Origin of the sequence: Gilliamella sp. B14384G10 (assembly GCF_016101685.1) — a bacterium.
In the GTDB taxonomy this organism is placed as follows: Bacteria; Pseudomonadota; Gammaproteobacteria; order Enterobacterales; family Orbaceae; genus Gilliamella; species Gilliamella apis_A.
Genome location: NZ_JACFQA010000003.1, coordinates 18,462 through 42,579, shown reverse-complemented (window position 1 = coordinate 42,579; position 24,118 = coordinate 18,462). Strand labels below are relative to the sequence as shown.

Annotated in this window: 25 protein-coding genes; 16 read left to right on the top strand and 9 right to left on the bottom strand. The window is 34.3% G+C overall.

The window, feature by feature from the left end; genetic code table 11:
- Positions 1-78: 78 nt before the first annotated feature.
- Positions 79-519 (bottom strand): hypothetical protein, encoded by a 441-nt coding sequence (locus tag H3T54_RS08525; RefSeq protein WP_198222081.1) that lies wholly within the window; start codon positions 517-519, stop codon positions 79-81.
- Between the two features lie 108 nt (positions 520-627).
- Between H3T54_RS08525 and proS the strand changes: the two genes are divergently transcribed.
- From proS to H3T54_RS08510, 3 genes are all read left to right on the top strand, one after another.
- Positions 628-2,343, top strand: a complete 1,716-nt coding sequence (proS, locus tag H3T54_RS08520) for a proline--tRNA ligase (RefSeq protein WP_198222079.1) — start codon at positions 628-630, stop codon at positions 2,341-2,343.
- A gap of 105 nt (positions 2,344-2,448) precedes the next feature.
- The gene (locus H3T54_RS08515; RefSeq protein WP_198222077.1) at positions 2,449-2,949 is read left to right on the top strand and encodes a tyrosine-protein phosphatase; all 501 of its coding nucleotides are present in this window, start codon (positions 2,449-2,451) and stop codon (positions 2,947-2,949) included.
- Between the two features lie 141 nt (positions 2,950-3,090).
- The gene (locus tag H3T54_RS08510; RefSeq protein WP_198222075.1) at positions 3,091-4,542 is read left to right on the top strand and encodes a M48 family metalloprotease; all 1,452 of its coding nucleotides are present in this window, start codon (positions 3,091-3,093) and stop codon (positions 4,540-4,542) included.
- A 63-nt stretch (positions 4,543-4,605) separates the two neighbouring features.
- On the opposite strand, the gene H3T54_RS08505 is transcribed toward H3T54_RS08510, so the two are convergent.
- Both H3T54_RS08505 and rluC read right to left on the bottom strand, forming a co-directional pair.
- A complete protein-coding gene (locus H3T54_RS08505; RefSeq protein ID WP_198222073.1) occupies positions 4,606-5,265 on the bottom strand; it encodes a histidine phosphatase family protein in 660 nt (219 codons plus the stop codon).
- A 26-nt stretch (positions 5,266-5,291) separates the two neighbouring features.
- Positions 5,292-6,272 carry a 23S rRNA pseudouridine(955/2504/2580) synthase RluC gene (gene rluC, locus H3T54_RS08500; RefSeq protein ID WP_110448676.1) on the bottom strand — a complete coding sequence of 327 codons (981 nt, stop codon included), beginning with the start codon at positions 6,270-6,272 and terminating at the stop codon, positions 5,292-5,294.
- Between the two features lie 150 nt (positions 6,273-6,422).
- Between rluC and dsbB the strand changes: the two genes are divergently transcribed.
- The 4 genes from dsbB to rapZ all read left to right on the top strand — a co-directional run bounded on the left by dsbB (position 6,423) and on the right by rapZ (position 9,311).
- A complete protein-coding gene (gene dsbB / locus H3T54_RS08495) occupies positions 6,423-6,956 on the top strand; it encodes a disulfide bond formation protein DsbB (protein WP_110448675.1) in 534 nt (177 codons plus the stop codon).
- Positions 6,957-7,030: 74 nt separating this feature from the next.
- Positions 7,031-7,687 carry a bifunctional tRNA pseudouridine(32) synthase/23S rRNA pseudouridine(746) synthase RluA gene (rluA, locus tag H3T54_RS08490; protein ID WP_110448674.1) on the top strand — a complete coding sequence of 219 codons (657 nt, stop codon included), beginning with the start codon at positions 7,031-7,033 and terminating at the stop codon, positions 7,685-7,687.
- A 77-nt stretch (positions 7,688-7,764) separates the two neighbouring features.
- Positions 7,765-8,361, top strand: a complete 597-nt coding sequence (locus H3T54_RS08485; RefSeq protein WP_198222071.1) for an XTP/dITP diphosphatase — start codon at positions 7,765-7,767, stop codon at positions 8,359-8,361.
- 101 nt (positions 8,362-8,462) lie between these two features.
- Positions 8,463-9,311 (top strand): RNase adapter RapZ, encoded by an 849-nt coding sequence (gene rapZ / locus H3T54_RS08480; protein WP_110448672.1) that lies wholly within the window; start codon positions 8,463-8,465, stop codon positions 9,309-9,311.
- A 6-nt stretch (positions 9,312-9,317) separates the two neighbouring features.
- Here rapZ and H3T54_RS08475 read toward each other — a convergent pair whose 3' ends face one another.
- Both H3T54_RS08475 and envC read right to left on the bottom strand, forming a co-directional pair.
- Entirely contained in the window at positions 9,318-10,133 is an 816-nt protein-coding gene (locus H3T54_RS08475) for a divergent polysaccharide deacetylase family protein (RefSeq protein WP_198222069.1), read from the bottom strand.
- Positions 10,130-11,341, bottom strand: coding sequence for a murein hydrolase activator EnvC (envC, locus tag H3T54_RS08470; protein ID WP_110448670.1), 1,212 nt, complete (start codon positions 11,339-11,341; stop codon positions 10,130-10,132). Before envC ends, H3T54_RS08475 begins: the two co-directional genes overlap by 4 nt.
- Positions 11,342-11,544: 203 nt before the next feature.
- On the opposite strand from envC, the gene glyQ reads away from it, so the two are divergent.
- From glyQ to ybaK, 4 genes are all read left to right on the top strand, one after another.
- Positions 11,545-12,477, top strand: a complete 933-nt coding sequence (glyQ, locus tag H3T54_RS08465) for a glycine--tRNA ligase subunit alpha (protein ID WP_110448669.1) — start codon at positions 11,545-11,547, stop codon at positions 12,475-12,477.
- A 10-nt stretch (positions 12,478-12,487) separates the two neighbouring features.
- Complete coding sequence (glyS, locus tag H3T54_RS08460) at positions 12,488-14,560, top strand: glycine--tRNA ligase subunit beta (protein ID WP_370527375.1); 2,073 nt, start codon at positions 12,488-12,490, stop codon at positions 14,558-14,560.
- Positions 14,561-14,617: 57 nt separating this feature from the next.
- The gene (locus tag H3T54_RS08455) at positions 14,618-15,436 is read left to right on the top strand and encodes a hypothetical protein (protein ID WP_198223317.1); all 819 of its coding nucleotides are present in this window, start codon (positions 14,618-14,620) and stop codon (positions 15,434-15,436) included.
- Between the two features lie 85 nt (positions 15,437-15,521).
- Positions 15,522-16,007 carry a Cys-tRNA(Pro) deacylase gene (gene ybaK, locus H3T54_RS08450; protein WP_198222065.1) on the top strand — a complete coding sequence of 162 codons (486 nt, stop codon included), beginning with the start codon at positions 15,522-15,524 and terminating at the stop codon, positions 16,005-16,007.
- Between the two features lie 166 nt (positions 16,008-16,173).
- On the opposite strand, the gene H3T54_RS08445 is transcribed toward ybaK, so the two are convergent.
- The 4 genes from H3T54_RS08445 to H3T54_RS08430 all read right to left on the bottom strand — a co-directional run bounded on the left by H3T54_RS08445 (position 16,174) and on the right by H3T54_RS08430 (position 19,273).
- Positions 16,174-16,446 carry an HU family DNA-binding protein gene (locus H3T54_RS08445; protein ID WP_065558407.1) on the bottom strand — a complete coding sequence of 91 codons (273 nt, stop codon included), beginning with the start codon at positions 16,444-16,446 and terminating at the stop codon, positions 16,174-16,176.
- Positions 16,447-16,623: 177 nt separating this feature from the next.
- Positions 16,624-17,217 (bottom strand): YjaG family protein, encoded by a 594-nt coding sequence (locus H3T54_RS08440; protein ID WP_110448665.1) that lies wholly within the window; start codon positions 17,215-17,217, stop codon positions 16,624-16,626.
- The gene (gene hemE, locus H3T54_RS08435) at positions 17,214-18,284 is read right to left on the bottom strand and encodes a uroporphyrinogen decarboxylase (protein WP_198222063.1); all 1,071 of its coding nucleotides are present in this window, start codon (positions 18,282-18,284) and stop codon (positions 17,214-17,216) included. Before hemE ends, H3T54_RS08440 begins: the two co-directional genes overlap by 4 nt.
- An 83-nt stretch (positions 18,285-18,367) precedes the next feature.
- The gene (locus tag H3T54_RS08430) at positions 18,368-19,273 is read right to left on the bottom strand and encodes a LysR family transcriptional regulator ArgP (protein WP_065578265.1); all 906 of its coding nucleotides are present in this window, start codon (positions 19,271-19,273) and stop codon (positions 18,368-18,370) included.
- A gap of 211 nt (positions 19,274-19,484) precedes the next feature.
- On the opposite strand from H3T54_RS08430, the gene rpiA reads away from it, so the two are divergent.
- The 5 genes from rpiA (at position 19,485) to mutH (ending at position 23,965) form a co-directional block, all read left to right on the top strand.
- Positions 19,485-20,144, top strand: a complete 660-nt coding sequence (rpiA, locus tag H3T54_RS08425) for a ribose-5-phosphate isomerase RpiA (RefSeq protein ID WP_198222061.1) — start codon at positions 19,485-19,487, stop codon at positions 20,142-20,144.
- Positions 20,145-20,213: 69 nt separating this feature from the next.
- Positions 20,214-21,455 (top strand): phosphoglycerate dehydrogenase, encoded by a 1,242-nt coding sequence (gene serA / locus H3T54_RS08420; protein ID WP_110448662.1) that lies wholly within the window; start codon positions 20,214-20,216, stop codon positions 21,453-21,455.
- A gap of 594 nt (positions 21,456-22,049) precedes the next feature.
- Positions 22,050-22,586, top strand: coding sequence for a Dps family protein (locus H3T54_RS08415; protein ID WP_065578262.1), 537 nt, complete (start codon positions 22,050-22,052; stop codon positions 22,584-22,586).
- Between the two features lie 81 nt (positions 22,587-22,667).
- Positions 22,668-23,216, top strand: coding sequence for an NADPH-dependent FMN reductase (locus tag H3T54_RS08410; protein WP_198222059.1), 549 nt, complete (start codon positions 22,668-22,670; stop codon positions 23,214-23,216).
- Between the two features lie 74 nt (positions 23,217-23,290).
- The gene (mutH, locus tag H3T54_RS08405; RefSeq protein ID WP_198222056.1) at positions 23,291-23,965 is read left to right on the top strand and encodes a DNA mismatch repair endonuclease MutH; all 675 of its coding nucleotides are present in this window, start codon (positions 23,291-23,293) and stop codon (positions 23,963-23,965) included.
- Positions 23,966-24,118: the final 153 nt, after the last annotated feature.

Sequence of the window (24,118 nt, the reverse complement as noted above, 5' to 3'; positions counted from 1 at the left end):
ATTAAATTATTAGCATAAAAAATTTTTGAGGAACGGGGTTTTTGACAGCTAATTTTAGCTAAATAATTCCCAAAATTTTTATATCGAATCATAGTAGCAAATAACACCTGAATCCGACCGTATAATTTCCATGAAGCCACCAGACAATATTTCAGAGTGGTCATGAAAAAAACTAGGTTTGTCTTTTAATATCAATTTACCATAAAGTATATTTTCAAAATATAAATCGCCATCATCAGTAATTGTGAAATGATCATCTGGCTCAATGAAACTAGGGCATGGGCATACCTCTGGATATGACAATTGACAACCATCAGTTCGCCAAGAAAACTCTAATACCTCTTGATAACTTAAATCAAACAAATGATATTTAGCAAATTTAATCGGCCAATATAAAATAAGACCGATTAAAAAGAGAAAGAATAAACGCTCTATTAATTTATGTATGTTCAATGTCCATTTGTCCATATTGATTAGTAACTTATTCTCAATAAACGATAATTTATCATTAATAAACATTTATAACCATAATTATTAATAAAATTACTTTTGTGTTGCGCTTGGTACTGCTAAACTAGCTAACATTTTTATTATATTTATATATAAATTATTTTTCGGGATAAATGTATGCGAACCAGTAAATATCTTCTATCTACATTAAAAGAAACGCCAGCAGATGCTGAAGTAATTAGCCATCAACTAATGTTACGTGCCGGCATGATCCGTAAAGTTGCTGCCGGATTATATACATGGCTACCCACAGGTTATCGTGTACTAAAAAAAGTCGAAAATATTGTTCGTGAAGAGATGAATAAAGCAGGTGCAATTGAAGTATTAATGCCTGTGGTACAACCTGCCGATATATGGCAAGAAAGTGGTCGTTGGGAACAATATGGTCCCGAATTATTACGCATTAAAGATCGTGGTGATCGTGATTTCGTCTTAGGCCCAACTCATGAAGAAGTGATCACTGACTTACTTCGTAATGAAGTGAGCTCTTATAAGCAATTACCACTTAATGTATATCAAATTCAAACCAAATTCCGCGATGAAGTACGCCCTCGTTTTGGTGTTATGCGTTCGCGTGAATTTATTATGAAAGATGCATACTCATTCCACACATCGCAAGAATCATTACAAGAAACTTATGATGATATGTATAAAGCTTACAGTGCAGTATTTACTCGTGCAGGCTTAAATTTTAGAGCTGTACGAGCTGATACTGGCTCAATTGGTGGTAACTGGTCACATGAATTCCAAGTATTAGCGGATAGTGGCGAAGATGATATTGTTTTTTCAACTGAGTCTGACTATGCGGCAAATATCGAAATGGCACAAGCACAAGCTCCAACTCAAACTCGCCAATCTCCAACCAAGGAGATGCAATTAGTTGATACTCCAGATGCCAAAACGATTGATGAATTAGTAGCACAATTCAATTTACCAATTGAAAAAACCGTTAAAACATTAATGGTTAAAGCCACTAAAGAGAGTGGTCACCAACTAGTAGCTTTATTAGTTCGAGGTGATCATACCTTAAACGAAATCAAAGCAGAAAAAATCGATATTGTGGCGTCTCCACTTGAATTTGCAACCGAAGATGAAATTCGCGCATTAGTCAATGCAGGACCAGGCTCTTTAGGACCAATAAACCTAAATATGCCAATGATTATTGACCGTGATGTTGCTGTAATGAGTGATTTTGGTGCTGGTGCCAATATTGACCATAAACATTATTTCAATATCAATTGGGAACGCGATGTTGCTTTACCTCGCATCGAAGATATCCGCAATGTAGTTGAAGGCGATGTTAGCCCTGACGGCAAAGGTACATTGCAAATTAAACGTGGTATTGAAGTTGGACATATTTTCCAACTTGGTACTAAATATTCAGAAGCAATGAAAGCAACAGTGCAAGGTGAAGATGGACAAAATCATGTGATGATCATGGGTTGTTATGGTATCGGCGTTAGCCGAATAGTTGCCGCTGCAATCGAACAATGCCATGACGAACGTGGAATTATTTGGCCAGAAGCCATAGCACCATTTAGCGTTGTTATTATTCCAATGAATATGCACAAATCAGAAAGAGTACAGGCGACTGCAGAAAAACTCTATGCCGATCTACAAGCTGCCGGTATTGAAGTACTATTTGACGACCGTAAAGAACGCCCTGGTGTAATGTTTGCTGATGCTGAATTAATTGGTATTCCACACACTATTGTTATTGGCGATCGTAACCTTGATAATGGTGATGTAGAATATAAACATCGTGCTGGTGGGGATAAAGAATTGGTAAAAGTAGATCAAATCCTTGAATTTATTAAAAGCCGTCAACAATAAACATAACAATAGACAATTGTAGTAATGATAAATAGAACACAACAAATAATAGCTCACATTGGTTTGCAAATCGCCAAAAGAGTGAACATTATATTGTTGTGTTGCTTGATTTTTTTTATTAGCAGTTGCCAGTCAAATATTAATTCCAACCTCATTCCAAATAACTTTTATCAAGTATCTAACGATATATATCGTTCTGAACAACCCTCGTTAAAACAGATAAAACAGCTTGATAAACTCGGCATTAAAACCATAATTAATCTGCGATTATGGCATAGTGATCGAGATAAAGTTGTCAATACAGGCATCACTGAGGTTTGGATCAATATGCGAGCAGGAAATATTTCTGATAAAAAAATAATTCAAATCCTTAAAACAATCAAAAATTCACCTAAACCGATATTGATTCATTGTTGGCATGGCAGTGACCGCACAGGCGTAGTTGTTGCTATGTATCGCTTAATTTTTCAAAACTGGAGTAAACATCAAGTTATTGATGAATTAATGCAACCTGAGTTTGGACATCATTATAATATTTATCCCAATATCAAAAACTATATTGAAAATGTTGATGTAGAACAAATTCGCCACGCAGTATTTGAATAACATTCATTATTTAAGATTATTAAATCGAGTAAATAAAATAATATAGAAGTAATAGCTCAAATTGATAAAATATTCAAAGTGATATTGTCTTTTTTTTAAGCTAGAATACTTAATTATCAATCTTTTTTATGAGTTAAAAGTATGTTAAAAAAAGCAATCGCATTAATAGTATCTACGTCGTTATTATTGCAAAATGCATCGATCGTTTATGCAGATAACATTAAGCTACCCGATATGGGCACCGCAGCTGCAGCTACATTAAGCATCGGGCAAGAAAAAGAGATGGGCGATTATTATATGCGCTTGTTACGTGGTAGTGCTCCGATTATTAATGATCCGGTTTTAAATCAATATATCAATGATTTAGGGAAAAAATTAGTTTCCAAATCTGAATCAGTACAGACGCCTTTTCACTTTTATGTTATGAGAAGTAATGTACTTAATGCCTTTGCTTTTTTTGGTGGCAATGTCGTCGTTCATTCAAGATTAATATTAGATACCGATAATGAAAGTCAATTAGCATCGGTAATGGCTCATGAAATCGGGCACGTGACACAACGCCATTTGGCTCGAGCAATGGAGGCTCAAAATAGTAATAGTCCATACGTTTGGGGGGCAACACTTGGCTCGTTATTACTAACATTAGCCAATCCAGAAGCGGGTATGGCGGCAATGACAACTACTATGGCTAGTTCAACACAAAGTATGATTAGTTTTACCCAATCAAATGAACAAGAAGCGGATAGAGTTGGGCTTAGAACATTAACTAAAGCTGGATTTGATCCTTATGCTTCTTCTGAGTTTCTACAAAAACTTGCCGATCAAAGTCGCTTTAGCAGTAAGCCACCTGAAATCTTAATGACTCACCCTTTACCTAATAGCCGTTTATCAGATATTCGTAATCGTTCATTACAATACTCAAAAAAGAATGTTACGCCATCTTTAAATTATTATTTAGCCAAAGCTAGAATAGCAATATTGATGAGTAACAAAACTAATGCAAGATTATTGATTGAAGGTTATCGTAAACTGAATAATGAACAAAGTAAAATAGCGGTAATTTATGCTAATGCTTTAGTTGATTACAATAATAATAATTACCCAAAAGCCAAACAACAATTACAACCATTATTAGATAATGATCCAAATAATATTTGGTATATTGATCTAATGACGGATATTGACTTAGCGCTTAATAATAGTAGTGCTGCGATTAGTCGTCTTCAATCAGCATTAAAAAAATCACCTAATAGTTCCGCATTGCAATTAAATTTAGCTAATGCCTATGTAAAAGCACGCAATTACCAACAAGCAGTAAGTTTATTACATCGTTATACTTTTGATCATAATGATGATACTAACGGTTGGGATTTGCTAATAACCGCTTATGGTGGATTAAAGTCAAGAGCTCAAGAGATGAGCGCACGGGCTGAGTCAATCGCTCTAGAAGGAAATTTTCCTGACGCGATTCGATTATTAACTAATGCTAAAACTCAAGCAAAAGGCAATCAAACCTTAATTGCAAAAATTGATGCCAGAATTAGTCAATTAAAACAGTTACAAAAACGTTATGCTGTTTATAGTAGAAGGTAGACTCACATTTCAGGCTAATGTTACTAATAGCATTAGCCTGAAAATGTCAAAGAATAATAGTAATTAATCGTCTAAATGATCAACATTATTATAAAATTTAACTGAATATTCGCCATCTTGTTGATCGTTGTTCTGTTTATAATTAACCACGCTAATACTGGTATTTAACATTCGAGGGAAATAGTTTTCATCACGATGTTGACGCCAATCACCACCATTTAAAACACAAAGTAATATTCGTAACACCGTACCATGCGATACAACTAAAATATTACCCTTATCTTGTGGCGCATTTTTGACAATTTCATTTAAAGCATTTTTCATACGAGAAAGGACATCAAGATAATTTTCACCTTGATTGACAGATGCATCAAACTTTTCTGGTTCAGTTAAATAGGTATTAAATTCTGGGAATTCTTCTTTTAATGAAGGTACATGTCTACCCTCCCAAAGCCCAAAATCCATTTCTCGCAAACCTTCCAGTTCAAAAGTAGGAATTACATTATCATTTTCATTAATAATATAGTCCCGAGTTTCCATTGCACGCTGTTGAGGGCTAGAATAGGCTTGTATAAATGGCGTATTTTTTAGATGCTTTCCGGTTATTTTGGCACCTAAAATGCCATTTTCAGTAAGAGGTGAATTTTGTGACCCCTGCATCTGATCTTTAATATTCCATTCTGTTTGACCATGTCTAATTAAGTATAAATTAAGATCTTTCATGCTTATTAATTACCTTCTCATTTTAATCATTCTGTTTGTTGATATTTGTCATCTCTAATCTTTGTCAAACAATTTTGCAATACATCATCCAACGGAGCATTTAATTGCATCTCTTGTAAAGTTTTCGGATGAATAAATTTTACATTAGCGGCATGTAAAAATAATCGATTAAGTTTACTATCAGTTAATAATGCATCAAATTGACTATCACCATAGCGATCATCAAATGCAATTGGATGATTAGCATATTGAGTATGCACACGAATTTGGTGCGTACGACCAGTTACTGGGCTTGCCTTAACTAAGGTTGCAAAACCGAAACGTTCTTCTACTTTAAATCTCGTTTCTGAAGGTTTACCTTCGGCATTGACCTTAACCACTCGTTCACCACTTTTAAGAACATTTTTTAGTAATGGTGCTTGTACAACTTTACATTCAGAAGGCCAATTACCTTTCACTAAAGCTAAATAATTTTTTTGCATCTGTTTCAAACGTAATTGTTCGTGCAGTGACTTTAACGCAGAACGTTTTTTCGCAATCAATAAAATACCTGATGTTTCGCGGTCAATTCGATGCACTAATTCTAAAAATTTTGCTTCTGGTCGTAAGGCTCTTAGGCCTTCAATAACACCAAAACTTAGACCACTACCGCCATGTACGGCAATTCCAGATGGTTTATTAATGGCTAAAATAACATCATCTTCATAAATGATTGCCTTCTCCAAATCAGCAACTTTATTTAGCTTTGTGGAAATCTCAGGCACTGTTTTTTCAGAAACGCGTATAGGAGGGATACGCACTTGGTCACCAATAGCTAACTTGTATTCTGGTTTTATTCTTTTTTTGTTAACACGGACTTCACCTTTTCTAAGTATGCGATAAATCATACTTTTAGGCACACCTTTAAGATATGTAATGAGAAAATTATCAATGCGTTGAGCCTCATTTTCTTCACTAATTGTGACAAATGAGACTTGTTGTTTTGTTTGTTGAACTTTTGAGTCCATAAGAAAAGATTAATCCACCGTTTATAAATAAAAGTCGTTTCACATTATTAAAAAATAAACTACACTACTACTGGCTAAAAATTAATATCGATTAATTTCAATAAAATGAATTTAACACGATTATAACGGAATCCGGAGGAATAAAACAGTATGTTATCTCTGCTCAATCAATACTCTCGCGGTAGAGTTGCTTGGTTTTTATTATTTCTTTCCACCTTTATTTTTGAAATAACCGCTCTCTATTTTCAACATGGCTTAGGTCTAGCCCCTTGTACATTATGTATTTATCAACGTTGTGCAATTTACGGCATTATGCTTGGTAGCTTAATTGGGCTGATTGCGCCTAGCAAACTAATTTTTCGTTTAGCGGGTATTTTGGTGTGGTTATTTAGTGCCATTAAAGGTTTTAACTTAGCAATGTTTCATGCCCATTTACAGTTTGAACCAAATTTAGGTGATACCTGTGCTATTAATGTGCAATTTCCTTCTTGGTTAGCGTTAAATGAATGGTTGCCAAGCATGTTTAATGCTTATGGCTCATGTGCAGACAAAATTTGGTCTTTTTTAACTATTGAAATGTCGCAATGGATGATCATTATTTTTGCTTGTTACCTTTTGGTGAGTTTGGTGATACTCTTTTCTCAACTCTTTTCACCGAATAAAAAGTCAATCTGGAGTAAATAAACTTTTCGACTAGCACTTTTTGCTGAGTTTGTTAGAATGTGTGGCAATTTAATTTTACAAATTATCACACATTCATGCTTTTGGAATATCATCCCCCCATTGATCCGTGGCTAACTATTTTATATCAAGATGATCATATTGTTGTTGTTAATAAACAACCCGGTATATTATCTGTTTCAGGCAATAAGCCACAATTTATAGATAGCATTATTCATCGTTTACAACAAAAATATAGTTATGTTGAATCAGTCCATCGTCTCGATATGGCAACCAGTGGTATCATGGTTGCAGCTTTATCAAAATTGGCTGATAGAGAAATTAAAAAACAATTCCGCGAACGAATACCCAAAAAAAATTATATTGCCGTAGTTCATGGCCATCTTGAAAATGATATTGGCCAAGTCGAATTACCATTAATTTGTGATTGGCCTAATCGCCCACGGCAAATGGTTGACCACGAAAATGGCAAATATGCATTAACCCATTATCAAGTTATTGCTCGTAATGATGATAATACCACTAGAGTTGCACTATTTCCGTTCACAGGACGCTCCCATCAATTACGAGTTCATATGCAAGCAATCGGACATCCAATATTAGGGGATAAATTTTATGCTCATCCTGAAGCATTTTCGATGTCAAAACGATTATTGTTACATGCACAACTACTCACAATAAATCACCCTAAAACTGGGGAGAGTATGACATTTTGCTGTGAGCCTGATTTTTAAATTTTAAGCAATATTTCTATCAGTAATATTCAATTTACTAATAGCGATATAACACAAATTAGTTATGGAGTCATAAAATGCAAAAAATTGTTTTAGCTACCAACAATCAAGGAAAAGTCAACGAATTACAACAGCTTTTAGCCAATGCAGGCTTTGATGTTGTAGCCCAAAGTGCATTCAATGTTCCTGATGCTGAAGAAACCGGTTTAACATTTATTGAAAATGCTATCTTAAAAGCTAGACATACTGCTAAGCTGACACAATTACCGGCGATTGCTGATGATTCTGGCTTAGTTGTTGATGCGCTCAATGGTCAACCAGGCATATATTCAGCTCGTTATGCTGGAGAACATGGCAATGATAAAAGTAATAATGAGAAATTATTACTTGCATTAAAAGATGTAGCAAAAGAAAAAAGAACCGCATACTTTTATTGTGCACTTGCTTTTATGCGACACGAAAATGATCCAACGCCTATTATTTGTTTAGGAAAATGGAACGGATTAATTTTGAATGAACCACATGGCAATGGTGGATTTGGTTATGATCCATTATTTTTTATTCCAGAACTTAATTGTAGTGCAGCAGAACTCACCAAAGAGCATAAAAGCCAAATTTCTCATCGTGGACAAGCACTTAAACAATTAATTGCCAAAATAAAAACTGAGTACTAGCCAGATAATCTGGCTTTTCAGATCGCTGTTTATTTTCAATAATTGAACATTTTGAACTAAACAGTATATACTAGAACACCAATTATTTTGGAGTTGATATTGTGATATTATTGATAGTTAGTGGCCGTTCAGGTTCGGGTAAATCAATTGCATTACGTGCACTAGAAGATATGGGATTTTATTGTGTTGATAATATTCCTATTGCATTATTGCCCCAACTGGCTGAATCATTAAAAGATAATAATACCCCTGTTGCGGTCAGTCTAGATATTCGAAATTTGCCTGATCATTTTGATTTTAATCATGATATTCTCCAACGTTTACCTTCTTCTGTCACACCTGAAATAATCTTTTTTGATTGTAGTCGTAATACACTGATTCGACGTTATAGCGAAACCAGACGAATACATCCACTTACCAATCAAAAATATTCATTAGAAGAAGCCATCGATCGAGAAGAAACCTATTTAGAGCCTTTAAAATCACATGCGAGTTTGATGATAAATACCGACAACCTTTCTGTTCATGAGTTATCAACTATTCTTAGAACCAGAGTTTTAGGTAAAAAAGAACGAGAATTAACCATGATCTTTGAATCATTTGGATTTAAACATGGTTTACCCGTCGATGCTGATTTTGTGTTTGACGTTAGATTTTTACCGAATCCCCATTGGGATATCAATTTACGTCCATTAACCGGCTTAGATGAACCAGTTAAAAACTATTTATTAAAACATGATGAGGTAGCGAATTTCATTTATCAAACCGCCAATTATCTACAACAATGGTTGCCAATGTTAGAAAAAAATAACCGTAGCTACCTGACTATTGCCATTGGTTGTACTGGTGGACAACACCGCTCTGTATTTATCGCTGAACAATTAGCCGAGTTTTTTAAAGCGCAAAATAAACAAGTTCAAATTCGTCATCGTACGCTTGAAAAGCAATAACTGTTGTTATTCGAGAGAATTAAGATTTGATATATCTGTAAATCGTTTTTTATATTTTTCAAATATATCTTTAATTGTCGGTTTGAGTTTAGATTTAGTTCGTGGTGTTGTGATCAACTGACTAACTTTTACTAGTTCAATATCGTCAGATAAATTAGCTAATTTTGTACGTAAGACATTCACAGTTTGTGGATGAGGGTGACCAATAGCAATGGCATGTCCATTTTTTTGAGCTATTTTTATTGCCAAATCAAACTGCCGAGCAATAGCATATTCTTTTTGTTGATCATCTAAAAATACATCACGTCCAATAACCGCTATATTGTATTCACTTGCAGCATTTTTAACTTGAGTCTTACCTATCGTTTTACTATCTAAAAAAAACATTGAATAGTGGCTTAATGCCTTCATGACGTTATGCATACCATTTAAATTTGCAGTCATTAAACTGCCCATATGATTATTCACACCAATGGCATACGGTACACGCGAGACCGCATCATCAACGATTCTTTTTACTTCTAACTCACTCATATAGGGAAATAGAGTATCTTTCTCTAAAGGCTGTTTCCCCAAAGGAGCCATGGGTAAGTGAATAATAACATCATTACCATGTTCATGAGCAATGGTCGCAATCCGTCTAGCATTAGGTGAATGAGGAAGAACGGCAATTGTGATGTTGTTGGAGAATGAAATAATCTGTTCTTCATTGTGCTGGCGATAACCAAAATCATCTATAACTAATGCTAATTTTGCTGCTAATACATTATTAGCATTAAATAATAAAAATAATACTCCTACTTTTAATAGATGTTTTATCATTTTAACCAACCATTTGGATCTAATGCTTTACCATCTCGACGAATTTCAAAATAAAGGCCAGAGATATTTTGACCACCACTGGAGCCAACAATAGCAATTGGCTGTTGAGCTCGAACTTTTTCACCTACTTCAACTAACACTCGTTGGTTATAACCATATAAACTCATATCGCCTTTACCATGTTCAAGTGCAACAACAAATCCATATCCTTGTAACCAACTGGCTAAGATAACTCGTCCATCAGCAATGGCTTTAACTTGAGTGCCATCTCTAGCATCGATGACCATCCCTTTCCAACGGAGTTCACCTTGTAATGCTTCGCCAAATCGATGAATAATATTACCATTTACAGGCCAATTAAATTGGTGTTGCGGTTTACCAATACCACTGACTCGAGCCATTAATGCCCGCTCATTAGCATTAAGTGTGTAATTGGTATTCTTTTGTTGTTTTTCTTCTATATTTTTTGCTTGCCTAGCCTCTTCTTCGGCTATTTTTCTGCTTTCTCGTTCCGCCTGGGCAATTCTAGCCTGTAATTTTGCTTCATTATCTTTTAGCTCGTCTAATTTCTGTTGATTTTTCTGCATTGAGGATTCAAGCAGATTGATAGTTTTTTTACGATTTTGGTGATTTTTTTCTAGCGCTAACTGTTCTTGTTTCTGTTTAGTATTCAATGTTTTTTGCGTGCTCTGTGTCTTTTTCAAAGCCGTTTTCTTTTCACTAAGTTGTACTTGTGTTTCGCGAAGCATATTTATTTGCTGTTGTCGTGCTTCATTAATATAACGAAAATAAGTAATAAGACGCTCATTACGCTCACTTTGTTCGCTAGCAAAAATGAGTTTAAAGTTGGTGTTTTTTCCTAGCTTGAATGCACTTTCTAACTGTTTTGCTAATTCATTACGTTGTTGTTGTTGTTTAATTTTTAAATCATCGATTTGCTTAATTAAAGAAATGATTTCACTATCTAGCTTTTTTAGTGTAAGACTATTTTTCTCAATTGATGTTAATAATTTTGCTATTTCTGTCTCTTGTTCTTTAAGATCACTCATTAATTGAGTTCGCTCTTTTTTTTGTTCTGCTAAACGTTTCTCTTGTTCTTCAATTGAACGACGTAATGATTGTAATTGTTGATTATCATCAGCATACACAAAATGTGTATTTATTAATCCAATAAAAAATATAATCAACAGTTTATGATAAATAGACATGGCCTTCTTATTTTTGATTTTTTACCAAAAAATATAGATGACTTCACTATACCGACAAATAGCTAAAGATGCAAAATGAAAACTATCTTGTGTAGCTTAATCAATATAAAGTAATTAGGCATTTCACAAGCACTAATAAAAAGTATAAAATGTAGGACTATTTAATTTGTAGAAAAAATTAATTCAACCATAAAGATAACATCATGCAAAAGTTTAATGTCAAAACCTTTCAAGGTTTAATACTTACGTTACAAGATTACTGGGCTAATCAAGGTTGTACAGTGATTCAGCCATTAGATATGGAAGTAGGTGCCGGTACTTCTCATCCAATGACCTGTTTAAGAGCACTTGGTCCGGAACCAATTAATGCAGCTTATGTTCAACCATCTCGCCGCCCAACTGATGGTCGTTATGGTGAAAATCCGAATAGGTTACAGCATTATTATCAATTTCAAGTTATCTTAAAACCATCACCAGACAATATTCAAGAACTCTATCTAGGATCGTTAAAGGAACTTGGTCTTGATCCAACTATCAACGATATTCGTTTTGTAGAAGATAACTGGGAAAACCCAACATTAGGTGCATGGGGATTAGGTTGGGAAGTATGGCTAAATGGCATGGAAGTAACTCAATTTACCTACTTCCAACAAGTCGGTGGGCTTGAATGTAAACCAGTCACCGGTGAAATTACCTATGGATTAGAACGACTAGCAATGTATATCCAAGGTGTAGATAGTGTTTACGACTTAGTTTGGAGCGATGGAGCATTCGGTAAAACTACTTATGGTGATGTTTTTCATCAAAATGAAGTCGAACAATCAACCTATAATTTCGAATACGCTAATACTGATTTCTTATTTTATTGTTTTGAACAACATGAAAAAGAAGCAAAATTATTACTTGAATTAGAAAAACCGCTGCCATTACCAGCTTACGAACGTATTTTAAAAGCGGCGCACTGTTTTAATTTATTAGATGCTCGTAAAGCGATTTCGGTAACTGAACGCCAACGTTATATATTACGAATCAGGACATTAACCAAAATGGTGGCTGAAGCATATTACGCATCTCGTGAAGCACTAGGATTTCCAATGTGCCAAAATTCAAGTTCTAACCAAAATGCAGCAAAGTAGGAGTTGATATATTATGCAAAAAACATTTTTAGTGGAAATCGGTACTGAAGAGTTACCACCAAAATCGCTCCGTTCTTTAGCTGAAAACTTTGCAGCTAATTTTATTGAACAACTTGATAATGCTAATTTAGAACACGGTGAGGTACTTTGGTATGCATCACCACGCCGTTTAGCGTTAAAAGTTTTGAATTTAAATGATACTCAACCAGATAGCCAAATCGTTAAAAGAGGCCCCGCAGTCAGTGCAGCATTTGATGCAAATGGTAACCCGACAAAAGCAGCCGAAGGTTGGGCTCGTGGTTGTGGAATTGATATATCACAAGCAGAACGAATTCAAACCGATAAAGGCGAATGGCTATCTTATACTCACAATCAAAAAGGTCAACCAGTTGTCAATTTACTTTGTGATATGGTTAAAAATGCCCTAAATAAATTGCCGATTCCTAAACCGATGCGCTGGGCAGCTCGTCAAGTTGAATTTATTCGACCTAGTCATACAGTCACTATGTTATATGGCGATGAACTAGTACCTGGTATCATTTTAGATATTGAATCAAACCGAATCATTCGTGGTCACCGCTTTATGGGCGAGCAACAATTTACTATTGATAATGCTGACCAATATCCAGAAATTCTTGAGCAACGCGGAAAAGTTGTCGCTGACTATGACAAGCGAAAATCAATCATTAAACAGCAAGCTGAAGCAGCAGCAGCTAAACTTAATGGTAAAGCAGACTTAACAGAAAGCTTACTTGAAGAAGTTTCATCATTAGTTGAATGGCCAGTGGTATTGACTGCTAAATTTGAAGAAAGATTTTTAGAGGTTCCAGCTGAATCATTGGTATACACTATGAAAGGTGATCAAAAATATTTCCCTGTTTATGACAAACAAGGAAAATTGTTACCAAATTTCATTTTTGTTGCCAATATTGAATCCAAAGACCCGCAAGTTGTTATTTCTGGGAATGAAAAAGTCGTTCGTCCACGTTTAGCAGATGCTGAATTCTTTTATAAAACAGACTTGAAACAAAGCCTAGAAGATCGTCTTCCTCGCCTTGAAACGGTTTTGTTCCAACAACAACTAGGTACAGTTAAAGATAAAGCACTCCGTATTGAAGCCTTATCTGGTTTTATTGCTGAAAAAACTGGAGCTAATGTTGAACAAGCCAAACGAGCAGGAAAATTAACTAAATGTGATTTAGTCACCAATACTGTATTTGAATTTCCTGAAACTCAAGGCATTATGGGACGATACTTAGCGATTAAAGATGGTGAAAGTATCGAAGTTGCCACAGCTATTGAAGAACAATACAAACCACGTTTTTCTGGAGATGAGTTACCAGGTACAGCAGTTGCTAGCGCTGTCTCAATTGCTGAGAAAATGGATACACTAGCGGGTATTTTTGGTATTGGACAACATCCAAAAGGAGATAAAGATCCTTTTGCGCTTCGTCGTGCAGCTATTGGTGTATTACGCATTATTGTTGAAAAAGATTTACCTATTGATTTAGTTGAATTAGCTAATTTTGCCACATCATTATATGGCGATAAATTAACTAACCAAAATGTTGTTGATGACATTGTCAACTTTATGCAAGGTCGATTCCGAGCTTGGTATCAAGAAAAAGGATTTGCTATCGATACGATTCAAGCAGTACTCGCCATCAATCCAACCAGACCAGCTGATTTTGATGCCCGTGTCAATGCTGTAACACATTTTAGAACGTTGCCAGAAGCGTCTTCATTAGCTGAGGCTAATAAGCGAGTATCAAATATTTTATCGAAGACCGCAGATACTATTCCTGAAAATATTAACGCTTCATTGCTTGAAGCTGGCGCTGAAGGCGAATTAGCGATGCAAATAGCGGTATTAACAGATAAGTTAGCTCCTTATTTTACTAAGGGACAATATCAAGAGGCTTTAGTTGAATTAGCATCACTTAAAGCACCTATAGATACCTTTTTTGAAAAAGTTATGGTAATGGTTGATGATGAAAAAATTAAACTAAACCGATTGGCTCTTTTAAAGAAATTACAAAATTTATTTTTAAAAGTTGCCGATATTTCATTATTACAATCATAATTATTAAATTGAATTTATACTCCGTGGTAATACTTGTATTACCACATAGAAGGAAACATGATGGATTCACAAAGAGACCTTTCATTTACTGCTATTTTTCAACAAACGATTAACTTTATACGTAATCGATTTTCTCTAATAGCGATATCAAGTATTGTACTTGGGTTAATTAATACCCTAATTATAAATTGTGTAATTGATCTCGAACGCCTATTGGTAGATTTAGAATTATTTAATCAATTCGGTATGGTCACCAATTATGTTATGCAATCCCTCCTAGTTCTATATTTGGTGAATGTAGTTTTGGTTTCAATCATATTGAGCATTATCAGTAATTTATCAATGAGTAACAAACTTAATCCAAGCTTAATATTCTCGCGAATACTATCAATATGCCTGAATATACTTGGTTTTTCTGTTTTATATATGTTAATTTGTATTCCTATCGTTATTGTATTCTTACTGGTCCTTAGCATAATAGGATTGCTTCTACCCCAAATGGTATCATTACTATTAATATTGATGATAGGTTGCACCGCTTTAGTAATTTATAAGTCGATTTTTAATTATTTTCTCGTTTCAGCAGCACAACCTAACTCGATGCCTTTTTTTCAAAGATTTAGTGCCTGCCACAAGTTTTTCTTCCAAAATTGGAAAGCGCCTGTTTTAATGATTTTAATCAGCGTTATTTTTACTGGAATACTGAGTGGTATAAGTTCTTTATTAGGAAAAAATATTGTTATTGATGTTATATCTACCTCACTAGCTGTGTTTGCTGATTTCTTTATATTTAGCTTCTTTTATCGTTTATACAGCGTAAATAATAGTATTGAATCGACAAAATTAGACGATAATGACAAACTAATAATTTCTTAATTATCATTAATCCCTATTAATAAAATTTAATAGGGATTATTAATTTCTAATTCTCACCGAAAATCTTTATGTTACGGTTATTATTATGACGCCAGCCATTAGATTACTAAAAAATCAGAAAATAAAATTTAATATTCATCAATATCAGCACGATGCCGATCAGACTCGTTATGGTCAAGAAGCTGCCAATAAACTTGGATTAGAACTTAATATTGTTACCGGTCAAATATTTAAAACCTTAATCGTGAGCATCAATGGTGATAATAAGACATTGGCAGTTTGTGTTCTGCCTGTTGATTGTTCTTTAGATCTAAAACAAGTTGCTAAAATACTAGATTGTAAAAAAATTGAGTTGGCTGATCCACATTTAGCACAAAAAACGACTGGTTATGTAGTGGGTGGAATCAGTCCTTTGGGTCAAAAAAAATTATTACCGACACTGATTGATATTAGTGCTAAACAGTACCAGACAATGTTAGTTTCAGGTGGCAAACGAGGATTAGAAATCGAAATATCCCCATGTGATTTAGCCAATCTATTGAATGCCAAATTTAGCAAATTAACCACTTAAATAACAATTGATATTGATAAAGATTGATAATAATTATGAAAAATTAATAGACTGAAGAATAAAAAAGAAGAGAATTTGATATATTAACAACAAGGCCATAACTTATCCATGTATGGCCTTTGATGCTACCCTATCAATAATGATAGGAAAAAAGCAAACAATAATATTATTTGATTGCTTCTTTTAAGCTTTTACCAGAAACAAATGCTGGTACTTTGCTTGCTGCAATTTTAATTTCTTTACCAGTTTTTGGATTACGACCAGTACGAGCTTTACGAGCATTAACTTTAAATGTACCAAAACCAACTAGTTGAACCGGCTCACCAGCTTTTAGTGATTCAGTGATAGCAGCAAGAGTTGCTTCTAACGCTGTTTTAGCGGCAACTTTAGTAATATCAGCTTTACTAGCGATAGCATCTACAAGTTCTGTTTTATTCATGGAGATATCCTTACATATTTATTTTATTGTTAAAGTTAACATTTTTAGCAAAATTTAATCACTTAATTTTGCTTCTGTAAACATCATTCAGATTACATTGCTGTTAAATGTAGTCTATATTTGTGTAATGTTAAAGAAAAATTTAATAAAAATTAAAAAAATCACTCCGTAAGCGATTTAATCGCTCAAAAAAACACCAATATTACTCGTTTTAGTAGATCTTATATCCTCCTTTAAGCCTTTAATTAGATCAATCATTTCATTGTTTTCATTACTTAATAATCGAAAAATATCCCATTGTAAGTCAAATTCTTCAATAACACTAGGTAATTGCGATTGTTCTTGCTCCGAAAGTTCAATATTGTCCCTTGTCATTTCAAATTCAGCTACCGTTGTTGCCGAGATACTACTCACTTTAGCCGAATGTTCGACTATTTCACCACTGATATAAGAATGTAAAATCTCACTCAGCGCCTGACAAGCATCAATAGCTGGATAAACCATATACGGACTATCTTCATTGAGGATTGGAATTATCAATTCCAGTTTTTCGAGTTGTAAATCGAAATTGATTTTAACATTTTCTACTAATAATGACTCCCAAATTAAATCAAGAATTTTTTTAAAACCAACAGCTGATTGTTCATCTTGTTGTAAATGGCAATAATAAACAAAGTTTGGATACATTCGTTCACATAAGCAAACCATGAATAAACGCTGTTGCCAAACAGCTAACTTTGCTATTCTTAATTGAACTGGATTTTTAATCATAAGTGGAACCTTTTGGACTGTTGATGTACTGCTTTTACTAAATATTGTACATGTTCAATGGGTGTATCTTGATGAATACCATGCCCCAAATTAAAAATATGGCCATTATAGTGACCAAAATCAGTCAGTACCGATTCAACTTGAGACTCTATAGTTTCTTCATTAGCGTACAATATTGAAGGATCTAAATTACCTTGTATAGCAATATTACCCTTTTGAGCAATTAGATTCAAATCCACAGTCCAATCAACACCTATTGCATCACTTCCTGATTTACAAATTGCATCCAAGCATAACCCCCCCCCTTTGGTAAATAGCGTAACAGGGACATAAGAAGTAATATTGTCACTTTTCTTACCACGCTTTAATTGGGAAAGAATTAATTGCATATAATGCAAAGAAAATTCACGATAACTCTGATGGCTAAGTACTCCACCCCAAGTATCAAATATCATAATCGCTTGCGCACCGGCATCAATTTGTGCATTTAGATACAGTGCCACACTATTAGCCAATTTTTCTAATAATAGATGTAACGCTTTTGGTTCGCAATAAAGCATTTTCTTTATTTTAGTAAAAGCTTTACTACTGCCACCTTCAATCATATAAGTGGCTAATGTCCATGGACTACCTGAAAAGCCGATTAAGGGTACTTTACCGGCCAACTCTTGCTTAGTTAAACGAATGGCATCCATCACATATTTAAGTGATTGTTCTGGATCGGGTATTGGCAATTGTTCTATATCTACCAAACTAGAAATTGTTTTTTCGAATTTAGGGCCTTCACCAGCTTCAAAATATAATCCAAGTCCCATAGCATCGGGAATGGTTAAGATATCAGAAAAGATAATTGCGGCATCAAGTTCAAAGCGTCGCAACGGTTGTAAAGTCACTTCACATGCGAGTTCTGGCGTTTGACACATTGTCATAAAATCGCCGGCTTTTGCTCTAAGCTGTCGATATTCAGGCAAATAGCGACCAGCTTGACGCATCATCCAAACTGGCGTGTAATCTACCGGCAAACACTGTAATGCGCGTAAGTAACGATCGTTTTTCAATTGGCTCATCTTTTAGTTCTATAAATTTGCTAGTTGGTAATAAAATAGTTAAAGCGACATTTTAGTTAGCTAAAAAATAGTTTATGCGACAGTTATTTTCGTTCCGCAGGCTGAGATAATATACGCTGCGCATAACGAATTAACGTTTCGGAAATATTTTGCATTACACTACTTTCAGGAGCAAAGCGATGCCAATATAGCATCCGTCTTTGGAATAAACCTTCAGTTAAATTAACTAATTCCCCTGTTTTTAACTCTTGCTCTACTTGTAACATAGGAATCATACAACATGCAGAACCTTGTTTAGCTAACTGAACAAAAGCTTCTGACGAACTAGTGATATGGCAAATTACACTGCCTGGTGTCAAATTAAAATTTTCCTGTAAAAATGCTTGATGCATATCGTCTAAGTGATCAAAAGCGACCGCTGGTGCTTTTAAAAGTGATGAACGGGTTACCCCATTCGGAAAATATTTTTTTGCAAATTCAGGCGAAGCAACAAAGATATAATCTAATGCGCCTAATAAATCTGATAAACATCCTGGTAAAGGATTTGGTTGAATACTAATTGCCGCTACAACAGTACCTAAACGTAAAAGTTCTAAGGTATGCTCTTCATCTTTAACTTGAATATCAAAACGTAAAATATTTTTATCAAGAACTGGTTTTAATGCTGGTAAAAACCATGTTGCTAACGAATCAGCATTAATAGCAATTGATAGTGACAATGGCGTAGTATTTTGTTCATTATCCCCTAACCATTGCTGTTCTAATAATTCGACTTGATGTAATAATCCGAGAAGATGTTCGCCTTGTTTGGTCGCTTTTGGAGGAATAGTTCGTACTAATAGTTGCTGACCAAAAAAGCTTTCCAATTGCTTAATACGTTGCGAAACCGCTGGTTGTGTTATACACAATTTATCGGCCGCTCGTTCAAATCCTCGTTCTTTTATCACTGCATCTAATGCTTGTAGTGCTCTATAATCTGGACGCTTCATAATCTCTTTACTAATGATTTGATCTTTGCTTGGTCATTCAAGCTATTTTTATTTTGCAAAAAATTTGAAATCGATCTAAAACTTTATAGATTTTCTTAAAATACTAATGATTTTTGCTTTCCAATTGGTTACTATGCCATATATTGAACAATTTTGCTTTTAAAATTTTAAAATTTTTTTGATCAAAATCATATTTACATACGGTGATATCATGACACAAGATGAACTAAAAAAGGCTGTAGGCTGGTCAGCGCTAAAATATGTTAAGCCTGATTCATTGGTTGGCGTAGGAACTGGGTCTACTGCGGCGCACTTTATTGATGCACTTGCGACAATAAAAGATCAGATAAAAGGAACTGTCTCTAGCTCAGAAGCATCAACTAAAAAATTAAAAAGCTATGGAATTCCCGTATTAGACTGTAATGAAGTAGATAGCTTAGATATTTATGTCGATGGTGCCGACGAAATTAATCATCATATGCAAATGATTAAAGGTGGTGGAGCAGCTCTAACTCGTGAAAAAATCGTATCAGCTTTAGCTAAGCAGTTTATTTGTATCGTTGATGAATCTAAAGTTGTCGATGTCCTTGGCAAATTCCCTTTACCAGTAGAAGTCATTCCTATGGCTCGTTCTTATGTTGCTAGAGAATTATTCAAACTTGGTGGCAAACCAATTTATCGCCAAGGTGTTATTACCGATAATGGTAATGTCATTTTAGACGTTCATGATCTCATTGTAGCCAAACCAATGGAATTGGAAAATCGTATTAACAGCATTGCTGGAGTAGTTACTGTTGGATTATTTGCCAATAAAGGGGCTGATATTGCCTTAGTCGGTACTAGTTCTGGTGTAAAAGAATTAACAAAATAAAAGATTGCATTTTTAATGGATAATTTTGTGTTTACAATTAATTAAAATATTAAGCATAGAGAGGAATAAATGGCTGTTCAGGCATTAACGAAAGACGAAAACAAGTTTCTATTACTTGAAGGTATCCACCCTAGCGCAGTTGAAACACTTAAATCGGCGGGCTTTAATAACATTGAGTATCATAAGGGGGCACTATCGAAATCTGAGCTTGAAACAGCTTTAAAAGATGCCAGATTTATTGGTATTCGTTCCAGAACCCATTTAACTAAAGAGATCATCGATGCAGCGCCAAAATTAGCCGGTATTGGTTGTTTTTGTATTGGCACTAATCAAGTTGAACTTGACGCAGCGACGGTTAAAGGTATTCCGGTTTTTAATGCGCCATTTTCAAATACTCGCTCTGTAGCAGAGCTGGTTTTAGCTGAAGCAATATTATTACTTCGCCGAGTACCTGAAGCTAACGCTAAAGCCCATCAGGGTAAATGGAATAAACTAGCCACAGGTTCGCACGAAGCTCGAGGTAAAAATTTAGGTATCATTGGTTATGGCCATATTGGTAGCCAGTTGAGTGTATTAGCTGAATCATTAGGAATGAATGTCTTTTTTTATGATATTGAAACCAAATTATCACTAGGAAATGCCAAACAAATTCCAACAATGCGAGAATTACTTGCTATCAGTGATATTGTCAGTATGCATGTTCCAGAAAATCCAACCACAATTAAAATGATTAGCCAGCCTGAAATTGATATGATGAAAACAGGTGCAATATTGCTCAATGCATCACGTGGTAGCGTGATTGATATCGAAGCGCTAACACAAGCTTTAGAAACCAATAAACTAAGCGGTGCTGCAATTGACGTTTTCCCAACGGAACCTGCTACCAATAATGATCCTTTTGAATCACCTTTATGTAAATTTGATAATGTTATTATTACTCCTCATATTGGCGGTTCAACCAGTGAAGCACAAGAAAATATCGGTATTGAGGTTGCAACTAAATTAGCGAAATATTCCGATACTGGTGCAACCCTTTCAGCGGTTAACTTCCCTGAAGCTTCATTACCGATTCCAGCAAAAGGTTCAAGCCGTTTTATCAATATTCACCATAATCAACCTGGGGTATTAACGGCTATCAATACATTATTTGCTGAACAAGGTCTAAATATTTCTGCCCAATATCTACAAACTGATGCTAAAATAGGTTATGTCGTTATTGATATTGATAGAGTTGAACAAAATAAAGCCGAAGAGTTATTAATTAAGCTGAAAAGTGTTACAGGTACAATTCGAGCAAGATTATTGTTTTAATTTTTATCATTAAAAATGATTTGGGTCGTTATTATTTAAGAGATTAAATAATAACGACTTTCCCAAAAACATATACTCGAAAATTCCATAACGCTATTTAGTAAAAAAACTGGTAACAATTTAGAATAATTTTAATATAATAATTAAAAATGTAGCGTTCGTTACCAAATTTAACCAATAATTTCAGGCTAAAAACCCCTTTCCTCAATTTTTTTGATTTATATATTTATAATTATTTTGCTTATCTCATGATTTTAGATTTTTAAAAATAGTAAATAGCATCAGTCAAGGTTGTCATTCAGAGTTAAAGTAAGTCAACAAATATTAGTTTAACAAATAAATTTAATTATCTAATTGATAAAAATATTGATGCTATAAATGATTTAAAATGGCTTTAATTTGATCATAATTTGCAAAATTAATTATTATTTTGGAATTTATTTTTAAAGATTTGGTAAATATTTTTTTTGGTTAATTTATCCATAGACTATTGATATAACAGCAATAGTTAATAATGACTGTTTTTTACTGATGAGTTGGCGTAATTTGATATTACAAAGTTATTTTACTTTTCAATTAACAGGAGAATCTAATATGGCTAAAAGTACGACTTCGGCAAAAAAGCTACAACAAGCAGCTATTTTGTTTCCAACTGATTTAGGTCAAAAGGCATCAAAAGATATTTCCGGTGCCATGAACTCTGTATTAGCAGATGTATTTGCTTTATATTTAAAAACCAAAAACTTTCATTGGCATGTAAGTGGTCCTCATTTTCGTGATTATCATTTAATGTTAGATGATCATGGAGAAGAGTTATTTGCAATGACTGATCCAATTGCTGAACGTGTCCGGAAATTAGGCGGTACAACTCTACGTTCAATTGGTCATATTTCAAAATTACAGAGTATCTCTGATAACGATGCTGATTTTGTTGAACCATCGGATATGATAGCTGAACTCTGCCAAGATAATATTAAACTTACTACTCGTATGCGTGTAGCCCATGATATTTGTGATAAATATAATGACTCGGCAACAGCAAGTTTAATTGAAGAATGGATAGATCAAACTGAAAAACGCGCATGGTTCTTATTTGAAACAGGCCGTAAATTGGACTCTTCTGGTCACTAAAATCTAGTGGCGAGGAGTGATCATCCCGAATAAGAGACACATATTGTGTCTCTTTATCTTTTGAATAAGGGAGAATTACAAATGAGTAAAAAAATTGCTGTACTTGTTGGTAGTTTACGTAAAGATTCCTACAATTTAAAAGTCGCAAAAGTATTACAACAGATAGCGCCACAATCACTTTCTTTAAATATTATTGAGATTGGTGATTTACCGTTTTATAACGAAGATATTGATGTAGATTCACCACCCAAATCTTATGAACGTTTTCGTCAACAAATTGCCAATTGTGATGGTGTTATATTTGTGACACCAGAGTATAATCGAGGCTTGCCGGCAGTGATTAAAAATGCTTTAGATGTGGGTTCTCGCCCTTATGGTAAAAGTGTTTGGTCGCAAAAACCAGCTGCGGTAGTTTCTGTCTCTCAAGGTGCTATTGGTGGTTTTGGTGCAAACCATCAATTACGACAATCATTCGTTTTTCTTGATATGCCAACACTACAACAACCAGAAGCTTATATTGGTAATATTAACAGTGCTTTTGATGAAAATGATAATATTAGTGAAAAAACTAAAGCATTTCTTTCATTGATCATTAATAGTTATACTAATTGGGTTGAAAAACTAAGTTAATAATGATTTATTTTAATATCCACAGCCAATATAATGAGTTGTGGATATGATTAAAGTTATTTAAAACAGATTAAATGAAAAATTTCCAACCTTGCAATGAACAAGAATTATTAAACCGAGCCAGACTCGCTGCAGGTTATAGTTTCGGTGAAATAGCTAACTATTTAAATATTGCTATTCCAGCTAATCTTAATAAACAAAAAGGATGGGTAGGTAATTTAATTGAAACTTTTTTAGGCGCTAATGCTGGTAGTAAAGCCGAACGTGATTTTGCTAATTTAGGTATCGAATTAAAAACCATTCCTGTTAATAAACAAGGTAAACCACTCGAAACCACTTTTGTCAGTGTCCTCCCTTTAATGGCTAATCATGGTGTAATTTGGGAAACAAGCCATGTGAAATATAAACTAAGTAAAGTTCTGTGGATCCCTATTGAAGGTGAACGAAGTATACCACTAGCCCAGAGAAAAGTTGGCCACCCCATATTATGGACACCAACTGAACAACAAGAGCAACAACTTAAACAAGATTGGCAAGAGTTGATGGATATGATTGTACTTGGTCAGGTTGAAAAGATTACTGCCCGTTATGGTACTTATTTACAGATCCGTCCTAAAGCAGCTAATGGAAAAGCTTTGACTGAAGCTATTGGTGAAAACGGCCAAATTATATTAACGCGTCCACGAGGATTTTATTTAAAAAAATCATTTACGTTACAAGTTCTGCAAAATGCGAATTGTTATATTTAAAGTGGGTCAACAATAGTATTCATCCCCCTTTAATCTTGCTTATCTTTTCTATTTTCAATAATGCTATTTCTTCCATAAACAATAAGCAATTTTTTATCTTCTGCATATAATCATATTGATATTGATATAGCTATCGTTTATCTCAAATTAATA

What these genes read in the sequence shown, in the direction of transcription:
- H3T54_RS08485 (WP_198222071.1), top strand. Translation starts at nt 7,765, where the DNA reads ATGCAAAAAATTGTTTTAGCTACCAACAATCAAGGAAAAGTCAACGAA.
- envC (WP_110448670.1), bottom strand. Translation starts at nt 11,341, where the DNA reads ATGTCTATTTATCATAAACTGTTGATTATATTTTTTATTGGATTAATA.
- rpiA (WP_198222061.1), top strand. Translation starts at nt 19,485, where the DNA reads ATGACACAAGATGAACTAAAAAAGGCTGTAGGCTGGTCAGCGCTAAAA.
- H3T54_RS08410 (WP_198222059.1), top strand. Translation starts at nt 22,668, where the DNA reads ATGAGTAAAAAAATTGCTGTACTTGTTGGTAGTTTACGTAAAGATTCC.
- mutH (WP_198222056.1), top strand. Translation starts at nt 23,291, where the DNA reads ATGAAAAATTTCCAACCTTGCAATGAACAAGAATTATTAAACCGAGCC.
- dsbB (WP_110448675.1), top strand. Translation starts at nt 6,423, where the DNA reads ATGTTATCTCTGCTCAATCAATACTCTCGCGGTAGAGTTGCTTGGTTT.
- ybaK (WP_198222065.1), top strand. Translation starts at nt 15,522, where the DNA reads ATGACGCCAGCCATTAGATTACTAAAAAATCAGAAAATAAAATTTAAT.
- H3T54_RS08505 (WP_198222073.1), bottom strand. Translation starts at nt 5,265, where the DNA reads ATGAAAGATCTTAATTTATACTTAATTAGACATGGTCAAACAGAATGG.
- H3T54_RS08475 (WP_198222069.1), bottom strand. Translation starts at nt 10,133, where the DNA reads ATGATAAAACATCTATTAAAAGTAGGAGTATTATTTTTATTATTTAAT.
- hemE (WP_198222063.1), bottom strand. Translation starts at nt 18,284, where the DNA reads ATGAGCCAATTGAAAAACGATCGTTACTTACGCGCATTACAGTGTTTG.
- proS (WP_198222079.1), top strand. Translation starts at nt 628, where the DNA reads ATGCGAACCAGTAAATATCTTCTATCTACATTAAAAGAAACGCCAGCA.
- H3T54_RS08440 (WP_110448665.1), bottom strand. Translation starts at nt 17,217, where the DNA reads ATGATTAAAAATCCAGTTCAATTAAGAATAGCAAAGTTAGCTGTTTGG.
- rluC (WP_110448676.1), bottom strand. Translation starts at nt 6,272, where the DNA reads ATGGACTCAAAAGTTCAACAAACAAAACAACAAGTCTCATTTGTCACA.
- serA (WP_110448662.1), top strand. Translation starts at nt 20,214, where the DNA reads ATGGCTGTTCAGGCATTAACGAAAGACGAAAACAAGTTTCTATTACTT.
- H3T54_RS08430 (WP_065578265.1), bottom strand. Translation starts at nt 19,273, where the DNA reads ATGAAGCGTCCAGATTATAGAGCACTACAAGCATTAGATGCAGTGATA.
- H3T54_RS08455 (WP_198223317.1), top strand. Translation starts at nt 14,618, where the DNA reads ATGATGGATTCACAAAGAGACCTTTCATTTACTGCTATTTTTCAACAA.
- glyQ (WP_110448669.1), top strand. Translation starts at nt 11,545, where the DNA reads ATGCAAAAGTTTAATGTCAAAACCTTTCAAGGTTTAATACTTACGTTA.
- H3T54_RS08415 (WP_065578262.1), top strand. Translation starts at nt 22,050, where the DNA reads ATGGCTAAAAGTACGACTTCGGCAAAAAAGCTACAACAAGCAGCTATT.
- H3T54_RS08445 (WP_065558407.1), bottom strand. Translation starts at nt 16,446, where the DNA reads ATGAATAAAACAGAACTTGTAGATGCTATCGCTAGTAAAGCTGATATT.
- H3T54_RS08510 (WP_198222075.1), top strand. Translation starts at nt 3,091, where the DNA reads ATGTTAAAAAAAGCAATCGCATTAATAGTATCTACGTCGTTATTATTG.
- rluA (WP_110448674.1), top strand. Translation starts at nt 7,031, where the DNA reads ATGCTTTTGGAATATCATCCCCCCATTGATCCGTGGCTAACTATTTTA.
- H3T54_RS08525 (WP_198222081.1), bottom strand. Translation starts at nt 519, where the DNA reads ATGTTTATTAATGATAAATTATCGTTTATTGAGAATAAGTTACTAATC.